Annotated in this window: 23 protein-coding genes; 7 read left to right on the top strand and 16 right to left on the bottom strand. The window is 60.6% G+C overall.

The genetic code is table 11. From position 1 onward, the window contains the following. Positions 1-23: 23 nt before the first annotated feature. The 13 genes from fliS to K1X80_RS08710 all read right to left on the bottom strand — a co-directional run bounded on the left by fliS (position 24) and on the right by K1X80_RS08710 (position 15,877). Positions 24-413, bottom strand: a complete 390-nt coding sequence (gene fliS / locus K1X80_RS08770) for a flagellar export chaperone FliS (RefSeq protein ID WP_029292498.1) — start codon at positions 411-413, stop codon at positions 24-26. A gap of 128 nt (positions 414-541) precedes the next feature. Then, positions 542-1,906: a flagellar filament capping protein FliD gene (gene fliD / locus K1X80_RS08765; protein WP_186626281.1), complete on the bottom strand. Its 1,365-nt coding sequence runs from the start codon at positions 1,904-1,906 to the stop codon at positions 542-544. Positions 1,907-1,989: 83 nt separating this feature from the next. After that, entirely contained in the window at positions 1,990-2,334 is a 345-nt protein-coding gene (locus K1X80_RS08760; RefSeq protein ID WP_120732229.1) for a flagellar protein FlaG, read from the bottom strand. A gap of 71 nt (positions 2,335-2,405) precedes the next feature. After that, on the bottom strand, positions 2,406-4,109 hold the full coding sequence (locus K1X80_RS08755; protein ID WP_186626280.1) for a flagellin: 1,704 nt from the start codon (positions 4,107-4,109) through the stop codon (positions 2,406-2,408). A gap of 285 nt (positions 4,110-4,394) precedes the next feature. Further along, complete coding sequence (locus K1X80_RS08750) at positions 4,395-5,324, bottom strand: ketoacyl-ACP synthase III (protein ID WP_120732225.1); 930 nt, start codon at positions 5,322-5,324, stop codon at positions 4,395-4,397. 268 nt (positions 5,325-5,592) lie between these two features. After that, the gene (locus K1X80_RS08745) at positions 5,593-7,212 is read right to left on the bottom strand and encodes a flagellar hook-associated protein 3 (RefSeq protein WP_186626279.1); all 1,620 of its coding nucleotides are present in this window, start codon (positions 7,210-7,212) and stop codon (positions 5,593-5,595) included. Positions 7,213-7,226: 14 nt separating this feature from the next. Then, positions 7,227-9,251 carry a flagellar hook-associated protein FlgK gene (gene flgK, locus K1X80_RS08740; protein WP_169989954.1) on the bottom strand — a complete coding sequence of 675 codons (2,025 nt, stop codon included), beginning with the start codon at positions 9,249-9,251 and terminating at the stop codon, positions 7,227-7,229. A 10-nt stretch (positions 9,252-9,261) separates the two neighbouring features. Then, on the bottom strand, positions 9,262-10,524 hold the full coding sequence (gene flgJ / locus K1X80_RS08735) for a flagellar assembly peptidoglycan hydrolase FlgJ (protein ID WP_186626278.1): 1,263 nt from the start codon (positions 10,522-10,524) through the stop codon (positions 9,262-9,264). 4 nt (positions 10,525-10,528) lie between these two features. After that, positions 10,529-11,617 (bottom strand): flagellar basal body P-ring protein FlgI, encoded by a 1,089-nt coding sequence (locus K1X80_RS08730; protein WP_169989961.1) that lies wholly within the window; start codon positions 11,615-11,617, stop codon positions 10,529-10,531. Between the two features lie 27 nt (positions 11,618-11,644). Next, positions 11,645-12,340, bottom strand: coding sequence for a flagellar basal body L-ring protein FlgH (flgH, locus tag K1X80_RS08725; protein ID WP_032859002.1), 696 nt, complete (start codon positions 12,338-12,340; stop codon positions 11,645-11,647). Positions 12,341-12,392: 52 nt separating this feature from the next. Beyond that, positions 12,393-13,178, bottom strand: coding sequence for a flagellar basal-body rod protein FlgG (gene flgG, locus K1X80_RS08720; RefSeq protein WP_057958870.1), 786 nt, complete (start codon positions 13,176-13,178; stop codon positions 12,393-12,395). 67 nt (positions 13,179-13,245) lie between these two features. Further along, the gene (locus K1X80_RS08715; protein ID WP_186626277.1) at positions 13,246-13,986 is read right to left on the bottom strand and encodes a flagellar basal body rod protein FlgF; all 741 of its coding nucleotides are present in this window, start codon (positions 13,984-13,986) and stop codon (positions 13,246-13,248) included. Positions 13,987-14,314: 328 nt separating this feature from the next. Next, complete coding sequence (locus K1X80_RS08710; RefSeq protein WP_186626317.1) at positions 14,315-15,877, bottom strand: sigma-54-dependent transcriptional regulator; 1,563 nt, start codon at positions 15,875-15,877, stop codon at positions 14,315-14,317. Between the two features lie 277 nt (positions 15,878-16,154). On the opposite strand from K1X80_RS08710, the gene phhA reads away from it, so the two are divergent. The 3 genes from phhA (at position 16,155) to K1X80_RS08695 (ending at position 18,604) form a co-directional block, all read left to right on the top strand. Further along, on the top strand, positions 16,155-16,946 hold the full coding sequence (gene phhA / locus K1X80_RS08705) for a phenylalanine 4-monooxygenase (RefSeq protein ID WP_057444562.1): 792 nt from the start codon (positions 16,155-16,157) through the stop codon (positions 16,944-16,946). A 105-nt stretch (positions 16,947-17,051) separates the two neighbouring features. Then, a complete protein-coding gene (locus K1X80_RS08700) occupies positions 17,052-17,408 on the top strand; it encodes a 4a-hydroxytetrahydrobiopterin dehydratase (RefSeq protein ID WP_057438787.1) in 357 nt (118 codons plus the stop codon). Then, positions 17,408-18,604, top strand: coding sequence for an amino acid aminotransferase (locus tag K1X80_RS08695; protein WP_186626318.1), 1,197 nt, complete (start codon positions 17,408-17,410; stop codon positions 18,602-18,604). The genes K1X80_RS08700 and K1X80_RS08695 overlap by 1 nt, the downstream gene beginning before the upstream one ends. A gap of 63 nt (positions 18,605-18,667) precedes the next feature. Here the strand turns inward: K1X80_RS08695 and K1X80_RS08690 are convergent, their stop codons facing one another. Beyond that, entirely contained in the window at positions 18,668-19,477 is an 810-nt protein-coding gene (locus K1X80_RS08690; protein WP_057438785.1) for a UDP-2,3-diacylglucosamine diphosphatase, read from the bottom strand. 134 nt (positions 19,478-19,611) lie between these two features. Here K1X80_RS08690 and K1X80_RS08685 point away from each other — a divergent pair, with 134 nt between their 5' ends. The 3 genes from K1X80_RS08685 to K1X80_RS08675 all read left to right on the top strand — a co-directional run bounded on the left by K1X80_RS08685 (position 19,612) and on the right by K1X80_RS08675 (position 21,755). After that, positions 19,612-20,370: an AraC family transcriptional regulator gene (locus K1X80_RS08685; protein WP_198830792.1), complete on the top strand. Its 759-nt coding sequence runs from the start codon at positions 19,612-19,614 to the stop codon at positions 20,368-20,370. A 93-nt stretch (positions 20,371-20,463) separates the two neighbouring features. Beyond that, the gene (locus K1X80_RS08680) at positions 20,464-21,345 is read left to right on the top strand and encodes a DMT family transporter (RefSeq protein ID WP_216312320.1); all 882 of its coding nucleotides are present in this window, start codon (positions 20,464-20,466) and stop codon (positions 21,343-21,345) included. 128 nt (positions 21,346-21,473) lie between these two features. Further along, positions 21,474-21,755 (top strand): hypothetical protein, encoded by a 282-nt coding sequence (locus K1X80_RS08675; RefSeq protein WP_057958864.1) that lies wholly within the window; start codon positions 21,474-21,476, stop codon positions 21,753-21,755. A gap of 38 nt (positions 21,756-21,793) precedes the next feature. Here the strand turns inward: K1X80_RS08675 and K1X80_RS08670 are convergent, their stop codons facing one another. Further along, positions 21,794-22,081: a SelT/SelW/SelH family protein gene (locus K1X80_RS08670; RefSeq protein ID WP_057438781.1), complete on the bottom strand. Its 288-nt coding sequence runs from the start codon at positions 22,079-22,081 to the stop codon at positions 21,794-21,796. A gap of 83 nt (positions 22,082-22,164) precedes the next feature. Here K1X80_RS08670 and K1X80_RS08665 point away from each other — a divergent pair, with 83 nt between their 5' ends. Further along, complete coding sequence (locus K1X80_RS08665) at positions 22,165-24,354, top strand: patatin-like phospholipase family protein (RefSeq protein ID WP_057958863.1); 2,190 nt, start codon at positions 22,165-22,167, stop codon at positions 24,352-24,354. Between the two features lie 144 nt (positions 24,355-24,498). Here the strand turns inward: K1X80_RS08665 and K1X80_RS08660 are convergent, their stop codons facing one another. Next, the gene (locus K1X80_RS08660; protein ID WP_198792348.1) at positions 24,499-24,933 is read right to left on the bottom strand and encodes a MarR family transcriptional regulator; all 435 of its coding nucleotides are present in this window, start codon (positions 24,931-24,933) and stop codon (positions 24,499-24,501) included. Between the last annotated feature and the right edge of the window lie 115 nt (positions 24,934-25,048).

Below are 25,048 nucleotides of genomic sequence, written 5' to 3'. Positions count from 1 at the left end.
TGTGTTCCTCAAGGCCGACGGCCCTATTGTGGCGCGATGGCATCCCAGCCACTTTTGACAGTAATCAACAACCGTGCGACTTCGTCGATCATGTCGGCATCGTTGACGCCATTGGCCTCAACCAGACGGTTACTCATGTACTCGTACAACGCATCCAGTTGCTGCACCGCCGCTGGATCTTCGGCTTTTTCCGGCTCCAGGCCATCACGCAGGCCGGAGATGATTTCAATCGCCTTGCCCAGCATCAGGCCCTTCTGGGCGATATCACCACGGCTCAATGCGCCCTTGGCCTGAGCCATGCGATCGAGGCCGCCTTCCATCAGCATCTGCACCAGACGGTGCGGGCTGGCTTCGGAGATCTGGGCGTGGGAATTGACCTTCTGGTATTGGCGAAGGGCTCTCATAGGGTTCATGTTGCTACCTCGTTACAGGCCACAGTCAAATAGGATTGCTTAAGTAGTTTTTCGACTGTACCGAGAAAAACTTTAATCCCTCACCGAGTGCCCGGGCCCTTTTTCAGGGCCTGCGGGCGCACCATTCATCAGTTCGACTTAGGATTGTTCAGCGCGTTGAGGGTGGTCATGATGCTGGAACTGCGGGAGTTGATCTGCGCGATCATCGTGTCCATGGCGGTGTACTTGGCCGACAGGGACTTCTGCAGGGCTTCCATGCGGCGGTCCAGGTCAACCTTTTCAGTGGTCAGATCAGTCAGCTTGTTGTTGAGATCTGTCGCACGGGTCGCCAGGGTGCCGGTGGTACCGACATAGCTGCTGGTCGCCTTGTTCATGCGCGTGATCAGGCCGGTGTCGCCGGTGAACATCTTGGCGATATCGCCTGCGCCCTTGACCACAGCCTTGTCCCACGCCTTGTCTTCCAGGCTCAACAAGCCGGTTTTCTGGTCAGTGGTGATGCCCATCTGGGCCAGACTGCTAATGCTGCCCACACCCTTGCCGTTGACCAGCTCGGAACGCAGGCTGGAGACCAACTGACGCATCGACGCATCACCGGTCAAGGCCCCCGCTGTAGTGGTGGAAGCATCGCCGGTGGCGGTGACCTTGGTCTGGGTGTTGATGGCAGTCATCAGCGCGTTGTAGGCGGTGACGAACGACTGCACCGAGGTCTTCAGGGTGTCGGTGTTGCTGGCTACGGTCAGCGTAACCTTTTTTTCCAGGTCACCATCCAGCAGCTCCAGGGTCACGCCGCTGATCGCGGAAGTGATCTTGTTGCTGGTGGACTCCATCACGACATCATCGATGGAGTATATGGCGTTCACCGGCGACGTACCCTTGTCATAACCGACCGCCAGCTCCGAGTCACCACTGAGGGTGATGTCGGTGCCTACACCGCTAGTGCTGGAGGTCAAGATCAGGCGCCCGCCGTTGGAGTCACTCAGAACGTTGGCACTGATGCCCTGGGCAGAAAGCTGGGTATTGATGGATTCGCGAACCTCTTGCAAGGTCGCGCCTCCAGGCACCAATACATCGTAGTTTTTACCCGACTGGGTAATCGTCAGCGTCTGAGTCTCATCGCTAGCGTTGGCCTTGCCCGAGGCGCCACCTTCGATGACTTTGCTGGAGACCTTGGACGAGGTCGCCAGATTCTCCACCTTAAGGACGTATTTGCCAGGGGCCGCGCCGTCACCCAGGGTGACCTTGGCGTTTTTTTCTTCGGAGGTCGTGGCGGCCAGACCATTGAAGGCGGACTGGTTGTTCAACTTGGTGATTGCCGCCTGGTAGGCTTCCAGCGCCGTTTTCACAGAGCCCACGGCCGACAGTTTGACGGTGGCGTCTTTCTGCTGGGCGGTGATCTGCGCCTCTTTGGGCGCGCGTTCGGCCCCCACCAACGCCTTGACGATGGCTTGGGTGTCGTAGCCCGAACCTGGGCCGGAAATCGTTGAACTAGCCATTTGCTACTCTCCTTGTCCTGCGGTTGCCGCTTTTTTGGCGTACGAACGCCCAAGCAGCAATCAGAAACATGTTTCGTGCCAACTCAAGCCCTTGTATCAAACAACAGGCTGCTGGCATCGCTCAGGTTCTGCGCCAGCTTCAGCGCAGTCTCCGATGGAATTTGTCGAATCACTTCGCCACTGTCGGTAGCGATCACCTTGACCACTACTTTGCCGGTGGAGTCATCGATGGAAAAATCCAGGTTGCGCTGTGAAGCCTGCACAAACTCACGCATATCGGTAACAGCTTTTTCCAATGCCACGCGCTGTGGCTCCTCGGCGGGTTCGGTCTCGGCCTGCGGGACAGGCTTGGCCTGGGTCGCAGCCGTGGCGGGAGCCTGGGTGGTAGCAGCCGGGTATGACGCGTTCAGCTTGATGCTCATGTCCATGTCATCACCTCCAAACTGAAAAAACGGAAGGGCACGTTAGCACCCCCCCGTTGATTAACCGCTAGCCGATATTACTGAAGCAGCTTCAGTACAGCGGATGGCAGTTGGTTGGCCTGGGACAGGATCGCAGTGGAAGCCTGTTGCAGGGTTTGTTGCTTGGTCAGTTCAGCGGCTTCGGAAGCGAAGTCAGCGTCTTCTACGCGGCCTTTGGCAGCCGAGGAGTTCTGCGAAATGCTCTGCAGGTTGGCCACGGTGCTGGCGAAACGGTTTTGCACCGCACCCAGCTGCGAACGCTGGCTGTCGATCTGCTGCATGGCGTCGTCCAGGGCCTGGATGGCTTGCTGGGACGAAGCGGCGGACAGGATGTTCAGGTCGGAAACGGTGGTTTCCAGGGTAACAGCGGTAGTGGTGCCAGCTGTCAGACCCAGTTTCTCCAGACCGGTACCTGCGCTACCGTCAGCGATAACGATGTTCTTGTCAGCGAACAGCGACAGAGTACCGTCAGCAGCTTTGCTAGCCATAACACCGGTGCTGGCGCTGTTGATCGAAGCTACGATCGCGTCGCTGGTATCGCCCTTCTTGAATTTGACTTCTACGCCGTTCAGGCTGATCGAAGTGTCTTCGGTCAGTTTGGCTTGGGAGGTACCTGCAGCCAAACCCAGTTGCGACAGCGAGCCGCTGACAGTGTTGGTCAGTTTGACATCGTTGCCATCTTCAGACGTAACCTTGATGCGACCATCAGTACCGATTGCGGCGGAGGCGATACCACCTACAGCGGTAATACCGTCCAGTACATCTTGAATGGTGCTGGTTGCAGTCCAAGCAACATTAGTACCATTGACGGAGATACCACCGACGGCCCCCATAGCTGCAGCACCAGTCTTGGGCGACGAGCCAGTAGCTGGGGTTACAGCTGCAAGGCCAAGCTTGCCTGCATCAGCACCACCGATGGTGATTTGAGAAGAAGAGGTAAGAGTGAACACACCCGTGGTGTCGTCGAACGATGCAGTTACAGTAGGATCGGCAGCTTGGATTCTTGCAGCTACAGCCGTACCGAAATCACCATCCGCCAACCCAGTGATTGCATTGCCATTAATGGTAATTACATCAGCAGCAAGAATTGAAGACCCGCCACCACCAGCGGTCAGGGTCAGATCAGCTGTACTCGTGGCCGTTGCAGTACCAGTAGACAATACGGAACCAGTAGAGGTCGCGCTCAAGCCTTCCATCGCAGTACCAGCGACGGTCGCTTCACTGAAATTACCTTTCAGAGCAGTAGCGCTGATATCAGTCATACCGAACGAGATAGTCTCGTTGGCGTTGGCGCCGATCTGGAACGCCACGTTGTTGAACGAGCCGTCCAGCAGGTTACGACCACCAAAGGTGGTGGTGGAAGCGATGCGGTTCAGCTCGCCCACTTTAGCGGTGAATTCTTGTTGCAGGGAAACACGGTCAGCGTCGCTTTTATCACCGTTCGCCGCTTGCAGGGCGAGTTCACGCAGACGCTGCAGGGTGTTGGTGGATTCTTGCATTGCGCCTTCAGCGGTCTGGGCGATCGAAACACCGTTGTTGGCGTTAGCGATGGCAACGTTCAGGCCTTTGACCTGGTTGTTCAGACGGTTGGCGATCTGCATGCCAGCGGCGTCGTCTTTGGCGCTGTTGATTTTCAGGCCGGAAGACAGACGGTTCATCGACTGGCTCAAAGCGTCGGATGCTTTGTTCAGGTTCTTCTGGACGCCCAGGGAAGTGATGTTGGTGTTTACGGACATTGCCATGACGAAATCCTCGTGAGTTGGATACTGCGGCTTCCGGCCCTGGCAACCGCCGGGTGTGGCCTAGAGAACCTTCGTAATAGTTATCGTCGTGAATGCAGGTTGCTTGAGGATTTTTTTGAGTTTTTTTGCTAGCCCTGTGCCACCCCTTGTATTTCAAGGCCTTATAGATGGCCGAAATGCCAGCAATCACGGGTTACTGGCGCCAGAACCCCGCCTCGACACCCGCATAAAAAAACGCCCATGATCTTTCGACCCTGGGCGTTTTTTATGCAGCCTATCAAAGCATCACGGCCGATAGATAATCGCCGAGCCCCACGACAGGCCCACGCCAAACCCGCTCAGGGCGACGCGCTTCCACTCGGCGTCCATCACGTGCTTTTCCAGCAGCAGCGGAATGCTCGACGACACGGTGTTGCCGGTCTCGACCATGTCCTTGATGAATTTCTCCACCGGCGCATCTTCAAAACGCCGCGCCACGGCGTCGACAATCGCCGCGCTGCCCTGGTGGATGCAGAACGCGTCGATATCATCGGCCACAAGGTTCGACTCTTTGAGCAGCTCGTGCAGGTGCGCGGGCACCTTCAGCAGGGCAAAGTTGAAAACCTGGCGGCCGTTCATGAAGAACACGCCATCGCTGACCTTCAAGTGCGGTGCGCCGGAGCCGTCGGTGCCGAACTTGGCCTTGCCCAACTGCCAGGGGGCGTCTTCGCCCATCCAGGTGGCGGTGGCGGCGTCGCCGAACAGCATGGTGGTGTTGCGGTCTTCCGGATCGACGATCTTCGAGTACGGGTCGGCGGTCACCAGCAGGCCGTTTTTCAGGCCGGCGGCTTCCATGAAACCTTTCATCGCGTAGATACCGTAGACGTAGCCGGAACAGCCCAGGGAGATATCGAAGGCCGCGACGTGGGTCGGCAGGCCCAGCTTGTCCTGGACGATGGCGGCGGTGTGCGGCAGCCCTTCTTCGTCGCCGTTCTGGGTCACGACGATCAGCGCGTCGATCGACTCACGCTTGAGCTCGGGGTTGTTGGCAAACAAGGCATTGACCGCCTCGACGCACAAATCCGAGGTTTCCTGTGCAACATCCTTGCGCGGCAGGAATGCCGAGCCGATCTTGCCAATGATGAACTCTTCATCCTTGGCGAATTTTGCACCCTGGGCGTAGTTGTCCAGCCCTTCTGCCGGCACGTAGCTGGCGATGCTTTTTATGCCAATCATTGTGGCTTCCCAATACAAAATAGCTGGAGAACACCCCTGAAAATCCTTCAGGGGCGCTGACAATAAAGGGGATAACCCCGCAAAAAACCATCGAAGTCGCCTTGACCTGGGCCTGAAAGATGGCTTGGCCTTTTCACACGATACAGTGAAGATGCGCTTTATGACTCATAGGTCACTCATTTTTGTGCGCTTTGTTTAAAAGCCTGCGCCAGAAACGACAACGGCCCACCCTGTTTCCAGGGTGGGCCGTCGGGTCTTGCCAGGCCGATTACATCCGGCTGAACAGGCTCAACTGGGAGATTTTCACAAAGGCCAGCTGCGAGGCCTCCAGCATTGCCTTCTGGAACGCCAGGTCAATCGAGGCGGTAGCCACATCGGTATCACCAATGGCGGCGGTGGTCGATTTGTTGGCCAGCACCATGCTGGTGTTCTCGGTCTCCTGGATCGCCAGCGAGTTCAACCGCGCACCAATGGAGCCCCGCACCCCATCAACCTGGGCCTGGGAGGCCTTGATATTGGTAATGGCAGCATTGACCACATCGGTCAGCTTGGCCTGGGCAATCGGGTCGCCGTCAGAAGGGGTTTCCAGGGCCTGGCGCAGTTGGCTGAGGGTATCCAGGGCATTTTGCGTCTTGTGGGTGTTGGAGCCCACGGCGAACTGGTCACCGATGTCCGGTGCGCCGGTGATGTCAAACTTCACGCCAGCGGCCGTGATGCTGTCTGGCGTGGCGGGCACAGGCGGTGGACCCGGCAGGGCTGGCGTACCCGGCACCACAGTGCCGCTGGAAACCGGCTTGCTATCGGCGGTGATCGGCTGGGCATACACCTCATACTCTGTGGTCGAGGTAAATTTGATCACCGCGCCTTTGTTCGGGAAGGTGCTGCTGTAGTCCGCCTGGCTGGTGACGGTGCCGCCCGACAACTGCGCCGAGGTTTGGTTGCTCGGCGTACGCGAGACACTGAAGCTGTCCGGCTTGCTTTGCAGGGTGAATTCACGGTCCTTGTACACCGCGTCAGCCTCAGCACCGGGCTTGGCATCCCCCAGGTTCTGGTCGACATCAAAAGTCACGCCGCGCACGGTGACCGAAGCACTGCCTTCCTTGGTCGCATCGAACTTGCCGTTACCCGGGGTTTGCGCGGTGATGTCGTTGCCTGCCGCATCCGTCACGGTGTATTCGGTGCTGCTGAGGAACGTCAGTTTGTATGGTTGGCCGTCAGTGAAGCTGCTGTCATAAGTCGACGGCGACGTGACGATGCCGCCCGAAACCAGCACCTTGCCATCGTTGACCGAACCGGTCGCCTGGGTACGCCCCGCATTGACCGTACCTTCCAGGATCGACTTGCCGGTGTCATTGACCACCATCGACAAGGTGTCGGAAACCTTCAGGCTCAGCGGCGTTTCATCGCCCTGATAGCTGTAGGTGCCGTCGCTGTTGCGGGCGTATGGCGGGGTGTCGCTCTTGCCGCCGGCAAACAGGTAATGACCGGACGAATCCTTGCTGTTAAGCAAGCTCAGGACCTGCTTTTCGATTTCACCAATCTCGGCGGCAACGGCCTTGCGGTCGTCATCACTGATACCGCCACCGCCCTTGCCCGCCACCTTGAGCGACAACTCACCCGCGCGCGCCAGGGCGGTGTCGATACTGGCAAGCACGCTTTCCTCGCTGTTAAGCGAGTTCTTCATGCTGCTGATATTGCCCGCGTACTGCCCCAACATATCCTGCTGCTGCTGCAGCAGCAGCAAACGCGCCGCGCCCACCGGATCATCTGCCGCCGTCTGGATGCGCACGCCGGAGTCGATCTGCTGCTGGGTCTTGGTGACGTTGGAGAAGTTGTTGGTATAACGCGCAGTCGTGGTATTGAAATACTGTTCTGTCGAGATTCGCATCGTCTCAAACTCCCTTAAAGACTGTTGATCAGCGTGCTGAAGGTTTCTTGCGCAGCTTTAATGATCTGCGACGACGCGGTGTAGTACTGCTGGAAACGGATCATATCGCCGGCCTCCTCGTCCAGGTTGACCTGAGACACGGAGCTGCGATTGGACGTGGCGGCCGCGAGCATGGCCCCGGTCGCATTGTTATCGACGTTGGCCTGGCTGGCCTTGCCACCCACGGACGAGACCAGCTGGCTGTACGCGGTGCTCATGCTCACGCCGGCATTGCCATCGGTGGCGCCCACGGTCTTGCGGGTTTGCAGGTCGAGCAGTTGCAAGGCATTGCGGTTGTCCAGTTTGCCGCCACTGTTGAACGACACGCTGTAGCTATCGTTCGGCTTCGGCTCACCACGGATGACCGTGTCGACCCCGAATGTCTGTGGGTCGCCATTACCGTCTACGTACGGCACGTTGATCGTCAGCTTGTTGTCCTGGCCCGGCACGATGGTGCCGGTGCCAATGGGCTGGCCCTGGGCGTTATTGATCACATAGCTCTGGGTGCCATCGGCGGCACGCTCGCCAAACGTCATCTTGACCGGCATCGCGCCCTTGATCGCCGCTTCCAGCTGTGCGGTGCCGGCACCGCCATGGATATCCAGGGGCAAGCTCAGCGTCGGCGGTTCGAACACGCCAGTACCACTGTTGTTCTTGTTGCCCTCGGCCAACAGCGGCGCAGAAAACGCCAGCTTGTTGGGATCGGTCATCACCACCTTGAGGTCCATCGCGCCACCGGCGGTCGGGCTGACCTTGAACGTATCGCCAGCAGCCACCGGGCCCTTGCCATCCAGGGCAAGGGTGAAGCCGTCGATTTCCGGTGGCGTTTGGGTGATGTCGAAGGTGCCCATGGACTTACCGTCCGAACGCAGCACGGTGTAATTCTTGTCGTCACTGAAGGTCACCTTGTAGTCAAAGGTGCTCAGTTTGCTGGTGTCTTTGATCGTGACGTTCAGGTTGCCGGAGCCGGCACTGTTATTCGAGCCGCCAACACTGCGCTGGCCAATGGCAAATACGCTGTTGATGTCATTGAACAGCGCGGCGCCGAACTGCCCGTTGGCGTCCAGGCCCTGCCCCAGCTGGGTATTGATGGCCTCGCCGACCACCATGGCGGTACGCCCCAGGTCGTTGATGGCCGGCATCAGCACGTCCTGGCGATAACGCAGCAAGCCGCCGATGGAGCCACCGCTGATCACCGAGCTGACATCCATGGGTTGCCCGCTGGTGGTCAACACCACCGAGTACTGGCTCTTGTCGTCCTTGCTCGGCACCGCCGACAGCTTGTTCGACACACCGTCCGCGACCAGGGTCTGCCCGGTACCCAGGGAGACATTGAAATGGCCGTCCGACTCAGTGACCTTGACCCCTACCAGTTCGTTGAGCGAACGCACCGCTTCGTTGCGTGCATCCAGCAGGTTCGCCGGCTCGCCGTTGCCCTGGCCTTTGGCCTGGAAGATTTGCTGGTTGAGGGAGGCAATCGAGGAGGTCAACTGATTGACCTGGCCGGTGATAGTCTCCAACTGGCTGTTGATGCCTTCTTTCTGTTTGTTCAGTTCGGTCGCAATCGAGTTGAAGCGGTTGCCCAGAGTCTGGGCAATGGTCAAGACCAACTGGCGCGCGGAGTTGTCGCTGGGGTTGGCCGAAGACGTCTGCAACGCGGCGAAGAAGCTGTTCAAGGCCGCACCGACACCGGTGGACTTGTCGGACAGCAACTTGTCCACCGAACCGATCTGGTCCAGGTAGGCCTTGGCATCAAAATTCAGCGACGTGGTGGTCTGCAACTGGGTATCGAGGAACTGGTTATACACCCGGCGTACATCCGACAGCGTAGTGCCGGTGCCGACGAACACCCCACCGGCCGCGGACATGCCATTGGCGGTCTGCATGGTCTGCTGACGCGAGTATCCAGGGGTCTTGGCGTTGGCAATGTTGTTACTCAAGGTCGCAAGCGATCCCTGAGCCGCATTGAGTCCTGACATCCCGATATTGAGCAAACCCATGGTTCAAACCTTATAAATGAGTGGATGCGCCAGCGGCAGCGTAGTTTTGGTAGCTGTTCATGGCTTTGGCGATCTGCGAAATCTTGCTGGCGTACGCCGGGTCCGTTGCATACCCGGCTTTTTGCAACTCGCGTACAAACTGTTCCGGGTTATCGGCCGACTTCAAGACTTCTTTATATCTTTCATTGCTTTGCAACAAAGTCACGAGGTCGTGAAAGCTGTCCTGGTACGAGTCGTAGGAACGGAACTGCGCCGTCTCCTTGACCATCTCGCCATTGCGAAACTCACTAGTGATCGCCCGCGCCTGGGCGCCCTGCCAGCTCTGCCCGGCCTTGATGCCAAACAGGTTGTGGCTGCTGCTGCCGTCTTGCTGGCGCATTACCGATTTGCCCCAGCCGGTTTCCAGGGCAGCCTGGGCCACCAGGTAGCGCGGGTCGATGCCGATGCGCTCGGCCGCCTGCTTGGCCATGGGCAGCATGGTGGCGACAAACTCGTCTTGCGAACTGAAGGCTTTTTTCGCCGGGGCCAGCGGTGGCTGGGCCACGGCGCGGCCGTAAATCTGCATGCGCGAATCGCGGGCGGCAAAGGTGCGCGCAGCACCGTTGATCACGCCATCTTCGGCGGCGCTGTTGCGCAGTGGCGCAGCCTTGGCGGCGCCCGCCGCCTCGACGCCCGGCACGATACCGGCCAGCAGGCGATCGGTGAGCTTGCTCGGCAAGGCGATGCGCCGCTGATTCATCAGCGCCATGTCATTGCGCAGGGTGCCTTCATCGGCCCGCGGCGCCACTTCGACCCGCGCCGCCCACAGCGCACGCTGGCCATTGGAACGACCCAACGGGCCATCCGCCTGGGTACCGGCGGCAATGGGTGTCGGCACGTCAACTTTCTTCTCTGCCGCGTCCGGGCCCTGCAAGGTCGAGGCCTGCCCTTCCACCGGCTTGTTCTTTTGCATCTGGCGCAGCAAAACGTCCGCCAGGCCGATACCGCCGCCCTCGCGAGACAGCGAGACCGCCAGTTGCTGGTCGTACATTTCCTGATACTGCTTGGCCGCCGGAGTATTCAGCGGGTTGTCCTTGCCCAGGGCATCGGTGGCCGAGCGCATGGATTTGAGCATCTCGTTGAGAAACAGCGACTCGAACTCCTGCGCCACTTTGCGCATGTTGCCGTCGCTGTTCTTGTCGCCGAACTTGAGCTGGTTAAGCCGGTTCAGGTCGGAGTAGGACCCCGAGTCTGCCGTGCTGGCGATACCGCTCTTGCGCATGTCCATGGCCATGGCCTCAAATCACGATCAGGTCGGCTTGCAAGGCGCCGGCCTGTTTCAGGGCTTCGAGGATCGCCATCAAGTCGCCGGGCGCCGCGCCCACCTGGTTCACCGCACGGACAATCTCGTCCAGGGTGGTGCCGGGACCGAACTTGAACATCGGCTTGGCTTCTTGCTGGGCATTGACCCGGGAGCGTGGGACCACGGCGGTCTGGCCACCGGACAACGGCCCGGGCTGGCTGACAATCGGGTCTTCGGTAATGGTCACGGTCAGGCTGCCGTGGGTCACGGCCGCTGGCGACACCTTGACGTTCTGGCCGATCACGATTGTGCCGGTACGCGAGTTGATGATGACCTTGGCCACCGCCTGGCCCGGATCGACCTCAAGGTTTTCCAGGATCGACAGGTAGTCCACACGCTGGCTTGGGTCCAGCGGCGCAGTCACGCGGATCGAGCCGCCGTCGATGGCCTGGGCCACGCCTGGGCCGAGCATGTCGTTGATTTTGTCGACCACACGCTTGGCGGTGGTGAAGTCCGAACGGTTGAGGTTCAGGGTCAGGCTGTTGCCCTGGTTGAAACCGCTGGGCACGGTACGTTCCACCGTGGCGCCGCCAGGAATCCGCCCGGCCGATGGCACGTTGACGGTGATCTTCGAACCGTCGCGCCCTTCGGCATCAAACCCGCCCACCACCAGGTTGCCCTGGGCGATGGCGTAGACGTTGCCGTCGATACCTTTGAGCGGCGTCATCAGCAAGGTGCCGCCACGCAGGCTTTTCGAGTTACCAATGGAGGATACGGTGATGTCCACCACCTGCCCCGGCTTGGAGAACGCCGGCAGATCGGCACTGATCGACACCGCCGCGACGTTCTTCAACTGCACGTTGCCCGAACCTGGCGGCACCTTGATCCCGAACTGCGAGAGCATGTTGTTGAAGGTCTGCAGGGTGAACGGGGTCTGGGTGGTCTGGTCGCCCGTGCCGTTGAGCCCCACCACCAGGCCGTAGCCGATCAACTGGTTGCTGCGCACCCCGGAAATACTGGCGATGTCCTTCAGGCGTTCGGCCTGGACAGCAACGCTCAGGGAGAGCAACAACACCGCTGCCATCAGCTGTTTGAGATTCAAAGTGATCACCTAGAAAGGGAACAGCGGGCTAAGGAAGAAACGGTCGAACCAACCCGGCTGACTGGCGTCGGCAAACGAACCCGTACCCGAATAGGTAATGCGTGCATCGGCAATCCGTGTGGACGGCACGGTGTTGTCGGTGGCGATATCGTCCGCGCGCACCATGCCGGCGATGCGCACCAGTTCGTCACCGGTGTTGAGGGTCATCCACTTCTCGCCGCGCACGGCAATGATGCCGTTGGGCAGCACGTCGGCCACGGTCACGGTGATCGAACCCACCAGGCTGTTGCCCTGCCCGGCCTTGCTGCTGCCGTTGGTGGCGCGGTCGCCGCTGTAGCCCACGTCCAGGCTCAAGTCACCACTGCCCAGGGGGTTGTTGGTGTTCAAGCCACCGCCAAACAGCGAGGTCAGGCCGATGCCGGTCTTGCTGTTCTTGGCCACCTGGGAGTTGGCGTTCTTGCTCGCCGTGGTGCGCTCGTTGAGGGTGATGGTGATGATGTCGCCAACACGGAACGCCTTGCGGTCGCTGTACAGGTTCTGCTCAAAACCGGCCTGGTAGATCGAGCCATTGTTGGCAGCGGCTGGCAGTGGCGTGCGCGGCAACACCGGTGCGTAGTACGGGTCATTGGGTTTTGGCGTCGGGGCGACACAGCCCGCGAGCACGGCAATCCCACTCAATGCCAGAACAGAAACAAAGCGACTCATGACCCTTACCTCACGGTGTTGCAGGCGCCTTATGAGCGCCCCATAGACTGGATTACAGATTCTGCGTAACGAACGAAAGCATCTGGTCGGCGGTGGAAATCACCTTGGAGTTCATCTCGTAGGCACGCTGGGTGGTGATCATGTTGACCATCTCTTCCACGGTGCTGACGTTGGAGGTTTCCAGGGTGCTTTGCAGGGTGGTGCCAAACCCGTTGAGGCCCGGCGTGCCGACTTGCGGCGCGCCGCTGGCAGCGGTTTCCAGGAACAGGTTGTTACCGGTGGCTTGCAGGCCGGCCGGGTTGATGAAGTCGGCGGTCTGCAGGTTGCCGATCACTTGCGACGCCGGGTTGCCGGCGATGGTGACGGACACGGTGCCGTCGGCGCCGACCGTGAAGGTCTGGGCATCGTTGGGCACGACAATCGCCGGCTCCAGGGCAAAACCGTTGGCGGTCACGACCTGGCCGTTGGAGTCCAGGTGGAAGGTGCCGTCACGGGTGTAGGAAGTAGTGCCATCCGGCTGCAGGATCTGGAAGAAGCCACGGCCATTGATCGCCATGTCCAGCGGCTGCCCGGTTTGCTGCAGGTTGCCGGCGGTGAAGTTCTTCTGGGTGCCGACGATGGACACACCGGTACCCACTTGCAGGCCCGACGGCAATTCGCTGTCCTGGGTCGACTGCGCACCCGGCTGGCGCTTGATCTGATAGAGCAGGTCCTGGAACTCGGCGCGATCACGTTTGAAGCCCGTGGTCGAAACGTTCGCCAGGTTGTTGGAAATAACGGTCAGGTTGGTGTCCTGGGCGGACAGACCGGTTTTGGCAACCCATAGAGCCGGAAGCATGCTGTTCTCCTTCGTGCGCCTGTTTGTTGGCGCCGCGTTACAAAATTAGTAGTCAGTGGCGCTGCAATCAGCTCATCTGCATGACGCGAGTCATGGCCTGGTCGTCTTCTTTGGCGCTGTTCATCATTTTCACGTGCAATTCGAACTGCTTGGACAGGGCCAGCACCGCCGTCATTTCTTCGACGGCATTGACGTTGCTCGACTGCAGGAAGCCCGAATTCACCTTGACGCTGGCATCGGCCACCGCCGGCTGGCCGTCCTTGGTGTGGACCGCGCCATCCAGGCCCTTGGTCATATTGGCCAGGTCCGGCTTGACCAGCTTGATGCGGTCCACCTCTGCCATCACCCGTGGGCCTTCGCCCATGGCGCGGATGCTGATGGTGCCGTCTTCGCCGACTTCGACCTTCTGCTCGGGTGGCACCGAAATCGGCCCGCCATTGCCCATGATCGGCATGCCGTTGCCGGCCCGCAGCACGCCCAGTGCGTCGATATTCATGCTCGCGGTGCGCACGTAGGCTTCGCCGCCATCGGGGGTTTGCACGGCGATCCAACCATCGCCGCCGACGGCAACGTCCAGGTCACGGCCGGTCTCGACCATCGAACCCGGAGAAAAATCGGTACCAGGACGCTCGGTCAGGGCAAACGCCCGCGCCGGAAAGCTGTCACCAAACACCGGCATCGAACGGGCCTGCTCCAGGTCACGCTGAAAACCGTTGGTGGAAATGTTCGCCAGGTTGTTGGCATGGGCCTTTTGCGCCAGAGCATTCTGGCTGGCGCCGGTCATTGCCACATAAAGGTATTTGTCCACGCTCATTCCTCTTACTGACGGACGTTTGCCGCCCACCGATGTACTGAGGAGTCTTTAGCAATTTGCGCACCAACTTTTTAAAAGTCGGGGAAAGGCAGGCGGGGCAAGGGGTTGGGGCGTATCAAGGATTATTGGAGGGGCAGGACGAGTCGGAAAAACGGCGGAGTTCTGCCGGTTGCGGCAAACACCGGTCTTGGCATTAACACAGATCCATTGTGGGAGCGGGCTTGCTCGCGAAGGGGGTGGATCAGTCGGTACCTGTATTGACTGATCCACCCCCTTCGCGAGCAAGCCCGCTCCCACATTTTTATCCCGCTGTGTCAGGGGCTTATTTGTCGGCCTTGAGCACTTCGTAATCGCGCAATTTATTGGCGATAGTGGTGTGGGACACGCCCAGGCGCTTACCCAGCAAGCGACTGCTGGGATGCTCGGCATACAGGCTTTCGAGCACGGCCTTTTCAAACCGCCCGACGATCTCCTCCAAGCCACCCTCCAGGGAAAAGTCGCCAAGCGGCTGACGCACGCCGTAGTCCGGCAAGCGAATATGTTCAGCCTTGATCGTGCCGCCCTCACACAGCGACACCGCCTGGAACAGCACGTTTTCCAACTGCCGCACATTGCCCGGCCAATGGTAGTGGCTGAGGCGCTCCATGGCCGCCGGCGCCAGCTTGGGCAGCGGGCAGCCAATCAGACGGCTGGCCTGGTCGATAAAGTGCTCGACCAGTGGCGGTAAACCGTCGAGGCATTCGCGCAGCGGCGGGATATGCAACGACAACACATTGAGCCGGTGATACAAGTCCTGGCGAAACTCGCTACGGGCACACAATTCCGATAAATCCACCTGGGTCGCGCAAATCACTCGCACATCCAGGTAAACCTCTTCATCACTGCCCACGCGCCGGAAGCAGCCGTCCTGCAGAAAGCGCAGCAATTTCACCTGCAATCGCGCGCTCATTTCACCCACGCCATCCAGAAACAACGTACCGCCCGCCGTCAGTTCCAGCAGCCCCAACTTGCCCTCCGCCCGCGCCCCTTCAAACGCGCCAGGGCCGTAGCCGAACAGCTCGGTCTCGGCCATCGACTCCGGTAACCCCGCGCAATTGAGTGCCATCAACGGCGACTGCCCACGTGGGCTGGCCAGGTGACAGGCGCGCGCCAACAATTCTTTACCGGTGCCGGTTTCGCCTTCTATTAATAGGGGCGCATCGAGGGGGGCCATGCGCCGGGCTTCACGCACCACCGCCGCCATCACTTTAGAGCTCTGGAAAATGCTGTCGAAGCCTCGCAGCTCCTGCTTGCGTACATTGTAGATGCGCTCACCGACCCGGTCGGCGCGGTGCAGAGTCAGTACGGCGCCGGCCATGGCTTCGCTGTCGTCATGTTCGGAGGATTGCAGCGGGGCGATGTCGGCGAGAAACACGTCGCCCTTGACCTTGACCCGCAGGCCATTGATCCGCGACTTGCTGGCACGCACCAGCTCCGGCAGGTCGAAGTCCTCGGCGTAGCGTGACAGGGGAATCCCCGGCACTTCGTCCACCCGCACCCCGAGCAACTGCGCCGCCGCGCGGTTGGCCGCGACAATCGAGCCGCCCATGTCGATGGACAGCACCGGGAATTCCAACGCCCCCAGCAAGGCGTTGAGTTCCATGTGCCGACGCTCGCTGGGCATCAGCCCTACCCGCTTGACGCCAAACACCCCGGCAATCGCCTCGAACTGCGGGCGCAGGGCCTGGAATTGCATATTCACCAGGTTCGGGCAGTACAGGTAGATGGCATTGCCATGTTCGCCGCCAACCTCGCCCTTGGCCACGTTGACCCCGTACTCCACCAGCAGGTTGAGGATATCCCGCAGGATGCCGATGCGGTTCTGGCAATGCACTTTGATACGCATGTAAAGGCCCGGTTTGTTGTAGGAGGGCTGATCGGGCTGCGTCTTTTTGTCACCGGACGCAGATAGTCGTCAAGATTATGTGACAGCCAGCGCCCTTTTCAAACCAGCAAAACGCAATGCAGCGTGCTCGACGGCAAAATCGTAACGAATATTTTACGAAAGACGCCGACTTTTCCTACAGGCTTCCCTTAACAACGGGTGGAATCCACGGCCAGGCGGAGTATCAATAAGCCCATAGCAGGACATAACAAGAACGAATGCCTAGCAGGAGAGTCGTATGAAACAGACGCACTACGTGGCCCGCGAGCCCGATGCGCAAGGTTTTATCCACTACCCGCCCGAAGAACACGCGGTGTGGAACACCCTGATCACCCGTCAACTGAAAGTGATCGAGGGTCGCGCCTGCCAGGAATACCTGGATGGCATCGACAAGCTCGGCCTGCCCCATGACCGTATTCCGCAACTCGCCGAAATCAACAAAGTGCTGGCCGAAACCACTGGCTGGCAGGTGGCGCGGGTGCCGGCGCTGATCCCCTTCCAGACCTTCTTTGAATTGCTCGCCAACAAGCAGTTTCCGGTGGCGACCTTTATTCGTACCCGTGAAGAGCTGGATTACCTGCAAGAACCGGATATTTTCCACGAGATTTTCGGCCACTGCCCACTGCTGACCAACCCCTGGTTCGCCGAATTCACCCACACCTACGGCAAGCTCGGCCTGGCGGCCACCAAGGAGCAGCGCGTGTACCTGGCGCGCCTGTACTGGATGACCATTGAGTTTGGCCTGGTGGACACCCCCCAAGGCCGGCGCATCTACGGTGGCGGTATTTTGTCGTCACCGAAAGAGACGGTGTACTGCCTGTCGGATGAGCCCGAGCATCAGGCCTTCGACCCGCTGGAAGCCATGCGCACGCCGTATCGCATCGACATCCTGCAGCCGCTGTATTTCGCCCTGCCCAACCTCAAGCGCCTGTTCGAAGTGGCGCAGGAAGACATCATGGGCATGGTCGAGCGCGGCATGCAGCTGGGGTTGCATGCGCCAAAGTTCCCCCCCAAGCCCAAGGCGGCTTGAACTGATGCTTTAAAGGCCAGGTGAGTCTGTTCCCTGGCCGCGCGTTGCTTTAGGGTGACGCGACTGGCAACCGAATTCCACATACTCGATTTCAGGAACACCGTTATGACCACCTTGAACCAAGCCCATTGCGAAGCCTGCCGCGCCGATGCCCCACAAGTCAGCGACGAAGAACTGCCGGCGCTGATCAAGCAGATCCCCGACTGGAACATCGAAGTGCGCGACGGCGTGATGCAACTGGAAAAAGTATTCCTGTTCAAGAACTTCAAATTCGCCCTGGCCTTTACCAACGCCATGGGCGAAATCTCCGAGGCTGAAGGTCATCACCCTGGCCTGCTGACCGAATGGGGCAAAGTCACCGTGACCTGGTGGAGCCACTCCATCAAGGGCCTGCACCGCAACGACTTCATCATGGCCGCACGCACTGACGAAGTGGCCAAGGACGCCGAGGGCCGCAAGTAATGCATTTCGCCGCGATTGGCCGGGTGCCCGGTGATCCGATCCTGGGGCTGATGGAATCCTATGCCAGGGACACCAACCCGCAAAAGTTCGACCTGGGCGTGGGCGTCTATAAAGATGCCCAGGGCCTGACCCCGATCCTGCAGGCGGTCAAACGCGCCGAGCAGCGCCTGGTCGACCAGCAAACCACCAAGACTTACATCGGCGGGCATGGCGACCCGGCTTTCGGCCGCCTGATCAGTGAATTGGTGCTGGGCGCCGGTTCCGCGCTGCTCAAGGCACACCGCACGGGCGCCACGCAAACCCCAGGTGGCACCGGCGCCCTGCGCCTGAGCGCCGATTTTATCGCCCACAGCCTGCCAGGCCGTGGCGTGTGGCTGAGCAACCCGACGTGGCCGATCCACGAAACCATCTTCGCCAAGGCCGGGCTCAAGGTCAGCCACTACCCCTATGTGGGCAGTGATAACCGCCTGGACGTGCCGGCCATGCTCGCCACCCTGGCCACCGTGCCCGAGGGCGACGTGGTGCTGCTGCATGCCTGCTGCCATAACCCTACCGGTTTCGACCTGTCCCAGGACGACTGGCGCCAGGTCCTGCAGATCGTGCGCGAGCGCCAACTGCTGCCGCTGATCGACTTCGCCTATCAGGGTTTTGGCGATGGCCTGGAGCAGGACGCGTGGGCGGTGCGCTTGTTTGCCGATGAACTGCCTGAGGTGCTGATCACCAGCTCCTGCTCGAAGAATTTCGGCTTGTACAGCGACCGCGTCGGCGCGCTGATTGTGTGTGCCAACGATGCCGAGAAACTGCTGGATGTGCGCAGCCAGCTGGCGTTTATCGCGCGCAACCTGTGGTCGACACCGCCGGATCATGGCGCTGCCGTGGTCGCGACCATCCTCGGTGATAGGGAGCTCAAACAGCTGTGGAGCAGCGAAGTCGAAGGCATGCGCTCGCGTATCGCGCAATTGCGTTCGGGCCTGGTCGAAGCGCTGGCGCCCCACGGGCTGTCTGAGCGTTTTGCCCATGTCGGCGTGCAGCGCGGGATGTTTTCCTATACCGGCTTGAGCGCCGAACAGGTGAAACAGCTGCGGGAAAAACACAGCGTGTACATGGTCAGTTCCGGGCGGGCCAACGTGGCCGGGATTGATGAGACGCGCCTGGGGTTGCTTGCCGATGCCATTGCGCACGTATGTAAACCCTAAGACAAAACGCTATCCAAATGTGGGAGCAAGCCCGCTCCCACATTTTTTTGACCGAGGCGATCTTCAGCCAGCAACCATTTCGGCCTTGACCTGCGCCTCCTTGGCCTGGGCATCCGCCAACCGATACAACTCGATATGCCCATCCCAGTGCTCGATCAATGCCGTGCACGACTCCACCCAATCCCCGCAATTGAGGTAGTCCACCTCGCCCACCTTGCGAATCTCCGCATGGTGGATATGCCCGCACACCACGCCGTGCAGCTCGCGCTTGGTCACTTCATGGGCGATGGCTTCCTCGAAATCGCTGATAAAGCTCACCGCTGTCTTCACCTTATGCTTGAGGTACGCCGACAGTGACCAGTAGCCATAGCCATAACGCGCCCGCCAGTGGTTCAGCCAGCGGTTGAGGGTCAGGGTGAACTCGTAGGCCGAATCGCCAAGAAACGCCAGCCAGCGGTGGTAGCGGGTGATCACGTCGAACTGGTCGCCGTGGATCACCAGCAAATGCCGGCCATCGGCAGTCACATGCACCGCTTCGTCCACCAGTTGGATATTGCCCAGGATCAGCTTTGAATAGCGGCGCAGGAACTCGTCGTGGTTGCCGGTGACGTAGATCACCTCGGTGCCACGCTTGCTCATGGTCAGCAGGCGGCGGATCACGTTGGTGTGGGCCTGGGGCCAGTACATGCCGCTGCGCAGTTTCCAGCCGTCGATGATATCGCCCACCAGGTACACCTTGTCGGCGTGGTAGCCCTTGAGGAACTGCGACAGATGTTCGGCCTGGCAGTCCCGGGTGCCCAGGTGCACGTCGGAGATCCACAGGGTACGAACCCGTTGCTTGCGGCTGGGTTTGGCGAGCTCGGCGCTGGTCATGGGCATACCTCAGGGGTGTTTTCGCCAGCTTGCGCCCGGGCAATTAATAGCCCATGACAGTCTTGCGTCAGGCAGATGACAGCGCCCGCCGCCCGTCGGGCGGTGTAAACTGCCGGCCTGCCCGGGAGATTGCGATGAGACCGACCCTCACGCTGCGCCATTACACCCACGACCTGATTGCCCATAGCCATGACCATGCGCAACTGGTGTTCGGCCTGGCCGGCCGCCTGGATTTCGAGGTGGAAGGCATCGGCGGCGAAATTTGCCCGCAAGGGGTGATGGTCCTGCCCTTCTCCGCCCATCACGCCTGCGGCAGCCCCCAGGGCAGCCACTGCCTGGTACTGGATGTGCCCGACGAACAGTGGATGGTGCAATCCTTGGGCGAGCACGCGGATGCCAGTCGCCGCCTGCTGGATCGGCCGGCGCGGGTGAGCCTGGATAGCCGCCAGGGCCAGTTGGTCAACTGGCTGGCGAGCGGCGCACTGGATGACCCCTTGATCGCCCAACAAGGTGCGGTGCTGCTACTGGCCACGCTCAATGGCCAGCCACCCGCCCACACCGGCGCACGACGCCTGCCCTATGGCGCCTTCAATGCCCATATCGACCAGCATGCGGCCTACCCGCTGCAGGTCGCGGATCTGGCACGGCTGGCGGATATGTCCGTCGCCCGCTTGCACGCACGCTTTGTCGCCGAATGCGGGTTGACCCCCATGGACTACATCCGCAATCGTCGCCTGCACATGGCCCGTGGCTTGCTGCGCGACAGCCACCTGCCGATTGGTGAGATCGCCGCGCGGGTTGGCTATGCCTCGCAAAGTGCGTTTTCCGCCGCCGTGTTGCGCGAGTTCGGCAGCTCGCCCGGAGCCTTGCGCCGACTCGACAACCGGCGCTAGTCCTGCGATAAAACCGGCGATTCCCACGACAGACACCCAGGCGCCAGGCGCTCTAGACTGGATGCCTGCCTGCCCACTGTTTTAAGGATTGTCATGACCCCGCGCACAGCCCTCGGCGCCCTGCACATCGGTGCATTAATGTTTGGCCTCACCGGCGTCTTCGGCAAACTCGCCGCCGCCTCGCCGAGCATTATCGTGTTTGGCCGCGCCGCCTTCGCCGTGCTAGCCCTGGCATTATTCGCCCGCTTCGCCAGCAACACCCCTTGGCACAAGCTGTACAGCGCCGACCTGCGGCGCCTGCTGCTCAGCGGCTTGCTGCTGGCCGGGCACTGGGTGAGTTTCTTTATTGCAGTGAAAGTGGCCGGCGTGGCGATTGCGACGCTGGGTTTCACCACGTTCCCGGCGTTTACGGTGATCCTCGAAGGGCTGATCTTTCGCGAGCGGATCCGCGCCAATGAAATGGTGCTGGTGCTGCTGGTCAGCGTCGGCCTGGTGCTGGTCACCCCGGACTTCGACCTCGCCAGCCAGGCCACCAGCGGCCTGGTCTGGGCCGTGGTCTCGGGCCTGCTGTTCTCGCTGCTGTCATTGAACAACCGGGCCAGCGCCAGCATCCCCCCCGTGCAGGCGGCCTTGTGCCAGAACGTGGTAGTCGCCCTGTGCCTGCTGCCCGTCGCGGCACCAGGCCTCGCAGAAGTACGCGCCCTGGACTGGTTGTGGATCGGCCTGTTGGGGGTGTTCTGTACCGGCCTGGCCCACAGTTTGTTTGTCGCCAGCCTCAAGGTGCTCAAGGCGCGCACCGCTGCTGTGGTATTCGCCATGGAGCCGGTGTATGGCATCACCGTGGCCTGGCTGCTGTTCAGCGAAACCCCGACCCTGCGCATGCTGCTGGGCGGTGTGCTGATTATTGCCGCCATAGTCGTCTCAGGCTTGATGAGCCGCCCTGTCAAGGCCAGACAACCGGCGGCCGCGGCCTGATCTATACTTTTTGTATCCGCAACAGTCAGCTGTCGTTCAACGGATACAGACTCCTCGACGACAGCCGTGGTCCTTGAAGTTGCTGCATGCGAGTGGTCACTCCCCTAACGCTCTGCAGGAGTTTCACCATGGACATGTTTATCACCCTGATCATTCAGATCATCAGCGGCGCGGTCGGCGGCAATATCGCCGGCCTGAGCAAGCAAGGCCTGGGTTCCGGGCTCAACACCCTGGTCGGCGGCGTCGGCGGCCTGGTGCTGGGGCAAATCGTCTCGGCCATCAGCGGCATGCCGGCGGGCGGAGCCCTGGATGTTGCGGCGGTGGGCAGCAATATCGTTGGCGGTGGTGTGGGCGGCTTGGTGCTGACGTTTGTCGTCGGCTGGATCAAGAATAAAATGGCCGCCAAGTAAAGCACCCGACACTGCCGGCCAAGCGCCGGCAGTGCCGTTTACGAGGCGCGGTCGTTGTGCCCCAGGTCACGCTGCGGATCAATCTGGTCGCGCACCCGCTGCTTGAGCACCTTGGCCTCCGGGAACCCGCCATCGGCCTTGCGCTCCCAGATCTGTACACCGTCGCACGTAATGCGAAACGCCCCGCCGGTCGCCGGTTCCAGCGCCACCTTGCCGAGGTCATCGGCAAAGGTGCTCAACAGTTCCTGGGCCAGCCACGCAGCGCGCAGCAGCCACTGGCATTGGGTGCAATAGGTGATGACAATCTCAGGCTTGGCAGTGGACATGAAATGACAGACTCCTGCATGACGGGACAGGTGAATCGGATGGCTATAATACCGGCCTTTATCGTCCAGCCCCGAGATTGATGATGCGCCGCCTGTTGTCCTGCCTGTTGCTGTGCCTACTCCCTGTCTTTGTCCACGCCGTGGAAGCCCCGCGCCCGAAAATCGGCCTGGTGCTCTCCGGCGGCGCTGCCCGCGGCCTGGCCCACATCGGCGTGCTCAAGGCCCTGGAAGAGCAAGGCATCCACATCGACGCGATTGCCGGCACCAGCATGGGCGCGGTGATTGGCGGGCTGTACGCATCAGGCTACAAGATCGATGAACTGGAAAAGCTCGCCCTGAGCATCGACTGGCAGTTGGCACTGTCCGATGCCCCGCCCAGGGAAGACGTGCCGTTCCGGCGCAAACAGGATGACCGGGACTTCCTGATCAAGCAGAAACTGAGTTTTCGCGATGACGGCAGCCTGGGCCTGCCCCTGGGCGTGATCCAGGGCCAGAACCTGGCGCTGCTGCTGGAGAGCATGTTCGCCCACAGCAGCAACACCCGCGACTTCGACAAGCTGCCGATTCCATTCCGCGCCGTGGCCACTGACATCACCAGCGGCGAAAAAGTGGTGTTTCGCAAGGGCCATCTGCCCCAGGTGATTCGCGCCAGCATGTCGATCCCCGCAGTGTTCGCCCCGGTGGAGCTGGACGGCCGGCTGCTGGTGGATGGCGGCATGACCGACAACATCCCCCTGGATGTGGCGCGTGAGATGGGGGTCGATGTCGCCATTGTGGTGGATATCGGCACGCCCTTGCGCAGCCGCAAGCAATTGACGACGGTGGTGGATGTGCTCAACCAGTCCATCACCCTGATGACCCGCCGAAATTCCGAAGAACAACTCAAGGCCCTGCACGCAGGCGATGTGCTGATCCAGCCACCATTGGCCGCGTATGGCGTGACCGATTTTGGCCGCGCCAAGGACATGATCGACGCCGGCTACCGCGCCACCCGCGCGCTGGATACCCGCCTGGCACGCCTGCGCCCAACCGGGCCCATGGACGCCGAACTGACCGCCGCCCGCACGCCGGGCCAGCGCAACCCGACGATTACCGCAATCAAGGTGGAGAACGACTCGAAAGTCGGCGACGACGTGATCCGCTACTACATCCGCCAACCCATTGGCGAGCCCCTGAACCTGGCGCGCCTGCAATCGGATATGGGCACCCTGTACGGCCTGGATTACTTCGATCAGGTGCAATACCGCGTGGTAAAAAAAGGCCCGGACAACACCCTGGTCATCAGCGCGCGCGGCAAACGCAGCGGCACCGACTACCTGCGCCTGGGGCTCAACCTGTCCGATGACATGCGCGGCGACAGCGCCTTCAACCTCGGCGCCAGCTACCGCATCAACGGCATCAACCGCCTCGGTGCCGAATGGCTGACCCGGGTGCAGATCGGTGATCGCCAGGAGCTGTACAGCGAGTTCTATCAGCCGATGGATACCGGCTCCCGCTATTTCGTCGCCCCCTATATCAGCGCCCAGGCGCAGAACGTCGAACTGATCCTGGATAACGACCCGATCTCTGAGTACCGCCTCGAGCGCTATGGCTTTGGCTTGAACGTCGGGCGGCAGATCGGCAACAGCGGCGAAATCCGCTTCGGTGTCGGCGAGGCCTGGGGTAAGGCCGATGTGCGCATTGGCGACCGCGATTTGCCAAGCGTGAGCTTCAGCGAGGGCTTCTACGAACTGAAGTACTCGTTCGACTCCCTGGATAACGTGTACTTCCCCCATACCGGCGAAGACATTGGCCTGGCCTACCGCGAATTCGAACCCGGCCTGGGCTCCGACCAGCGCTACCGGCAATGGGAGTTCAAGCTGGACAAGGCCATGAGCCACGGCCCGGACACCCTGGTACTGGGCGGTCGCTACGGACGCACTCTGGATAATTCCGACGTGGTGATTTCCAGCTTCCTGCTGGGCGGTGCGCGGCAGCTGTCAGGGTTCCGCCAGGATGCGATTTCCGGGCAGAACATCAGCCTGATGCGCGCCGTCTACTACCGCCGCCTGACCCCACGCTCATACCTGCCGCTGGACTTCCCACTGTACCTGGGCGCCTCCCTGGAACGGGGGCGGGCGTGGAACAACGACAATGAATTCGACAGTGGCTATATCAATGCCGCGAGCATCTTCCTCGGGTTTGATACACCGCTGGGGCCGTTGAATTTCAGTTATGGGTTCAATGATGACAATCAGAAGGCGGTGTATCTGAATCTTGGGCAGACGTTCTAAGAAAAACACTTAGCCGAGGTGGAGCAGGCTTGTGTGGGAGCGGGCTTGCCCGCGATGACGGAGTGTCAGCCAAATATCCAGTAACTGACCCGACGCCATCGCGAGCAAGCCCGCCCCCACATTTTGATCAGCGGCGTAATCGGATCAGGTCTTTTCCAGGTTCGCCAGGATATGCCCATGCACCCGCATGCACACCCGCATATCCTCCTCATCGACCCCCACAAAAAGCTCCTGGCGCAAAGCCGTGGCAATGGTCTCGATCTGATCAATCAGTGGCCTTGCCGGATCACACAACACAATGCGCTTGGCGCGCCGGTCTTCTACCACAGCCTGGCGTTGCACCAGGCCCTGGCTTTCCAGGCTGTCGAGCAGACGCGCCAATGTGGGCCCTTCTACCCCGACGCTCTGGGCCAGCTCACGCTGGGTCGGCGCTTCTTCAAAGCGGGCCAGATGCAGCAGCACCAGCCATCGGGCCTGGGACAGCCCAAGCCCTGCCAGACGGCGATCCAACTCGGCGCGCCAGCCACGGGACATTTGCGCCAACTGCATGCCAAAACGGTGTTGATCGGTTAACGGCATAAAAAACTCATGGGTTAGACTGAAAATAAAGTGTGGCTAATTATTAGTCAGCTAAGCATGACCTATGACAGTAGGCAAGGTTTGCAATGTACTGATTCGTTACATTGTCGTAATT

This window comes from Pseudomonas sp. So3.2b (assembly GCF_019464415.1).
In the GTDB taxonomy this organism is placed as follows: domain Bacteria; phylum Pseudomonadota; class Gammaproteobacteria; order Pseudomonadales; family Pseudomonadaceae; genus Aquipseudomonas; species Aquipseudomonas shahriarae.
Note: the sequence above shows the minus strand (reverse complement) of the source record. Positions and strands in the feature narration are given on the sequence as shown.

Coding starts and splice junctions, on each gene's coding strand:
- fliS (WP_029292498.1), bottom strand. CDS start 413: ATGAACCCTATGAGAGCCCTTCGCCAATACCAGAAGGTCAATTCCCAC.
- fliD (WP_186626281.1), bottom strand. CDS start 1,906: ATGGCTAGTTCAACGATTTCCGGCCCAGGTTCGGGCTACGACACCCAA.
- K1X80_RS08760 (WP_120732229.1), bottom strand. CDS start 2,334: ATGGACATGAGCATCAAGCTGAACGCGTCATACCCGGCTGCTACCACC.
- K1X80_RS08755 (WP_186626280.1), bottom strand. CDS start 4,109: ATGGCAATGTCCGTAAACACCAACATCACTTCCCTGGGCGTCCAGAAG.
- K1X80_RS08750 (WP_120732225.1), bottom strand. CDS start 5,324: ATGATTGGCATAAAAAGCATCGCCAGCTACGTGCCGGCAGAAGGGCTG.
- K1X80_RS08745 (WP_186626279.1), bottom strand. CDS start 7,212: ATGCGAATCTCGACAGAACAGTATTTCAATACCACGACTGCGCGTTAT.
- flgK (WP_169989954.1), bottom strand. CDS start 9,251: ATGGGTTTGCTCAATATCGGGATGTCAGGACTCAATGCGGCTCAGGGA.
- flgJ (WP_186626278.1), bottom strand. CDS start 10,524: ATGGCCATGGACATGCGCAAGAGCGGTATCGCCAGCACGGCAGACTCG.
- K1X80_RS08730 (WP_169989961.1), bottom strand. CDS start 11,617: ATGGCAGCGGTGTTGTTGCTCTCCCTGAGCGTTGCTGTCCAGGCCGAA.
- flgH (WP_032859002.1), bottom strand. CDS start 12,340: ATGAGTCGCTTTGTTTCTGTTCTGGCATTGAGTGGGATTGCCGTGCTC.
- flgG (WP_057958870.1), bottom strand. CDS start 13,178: ATGCTTCCGGCTCTATGGGTTGCCAAAACCGGTCTGTCCGCCCAGGAC.
- K1X80_RS08710 (WP_186626317.1), bottom strand. CDS start 15,877: ATGCGTATCAAAGTGCATTGCCAGAACCGCATCGGCATCCTGCGGGAT.
- phhA (WP_057444562.1), top strand. CDS start 16,155: ATGAAACAGACGCACTACGTGGCCCGCGAGCCCGATGCGCAAGGTTTT.
- K1X80_RS08700 (WP_057438787.1), top strand. CDS start 17,052: ATGACCACCTTGAACCAAGCCCATTGCGAAGCCTGCCGCGCCGATGCC.
- K1X80_RS08695 (WP_186626318.1), top strand. CDS start 17,408: ATGCATTTCGCCGCGATTGGCCGGGTGCCCGGTGATCCGATCCTGGGG.
- K1X80_RS08690 (WP_057438785.1), bottom strand. CDS start 19,477: ATGACCAGCGCCGAGCTCGCCAAACCCAGCCGCAAGCAACGGGTTCGT.
- K1X80_RS08685 (WP_198830792.1), top strand. CDS start 19,612: ATGAGACCGACCCTCACGCTGCGCCATTACACCCACGACCTGATTGCC.
- K1X80_RS08680 (WP_216312320.1), top strand. CDS start 20,464: ATGACCCCGCGCACAGCCCTCGGCGCCCTGCACATCGGTGCATTAATG.
- K1X80_RS08675 (WP_057958864.1), top strand. CDS start 21,474: ATGGACATGTTTATCACCCTGATCATTCAGATCATCAGCGGCGCGGTC.
- K1X80_RS08670 (WP_057438781.1), bottom strand. CDS start 22,081: ATGTCCACTGCCAAGCCTGAGATTGTCATCACCTATTGCACCCAATGC.
- K1X80_RS08665 (WP_057958863.1), top strand. CDS start 22,165: ATGCGCCGCCTGTTGTCCTGCCTGTTGCTGTGCCTACTCCCTGTCTTT.
- K1X80_RS08660 (WP_198792348.1), bottom strand. CDS start 24,933: ATGCCGTTAACCGATCAACACCGTTTTGGCATGCAGTTGGCGCAAATG.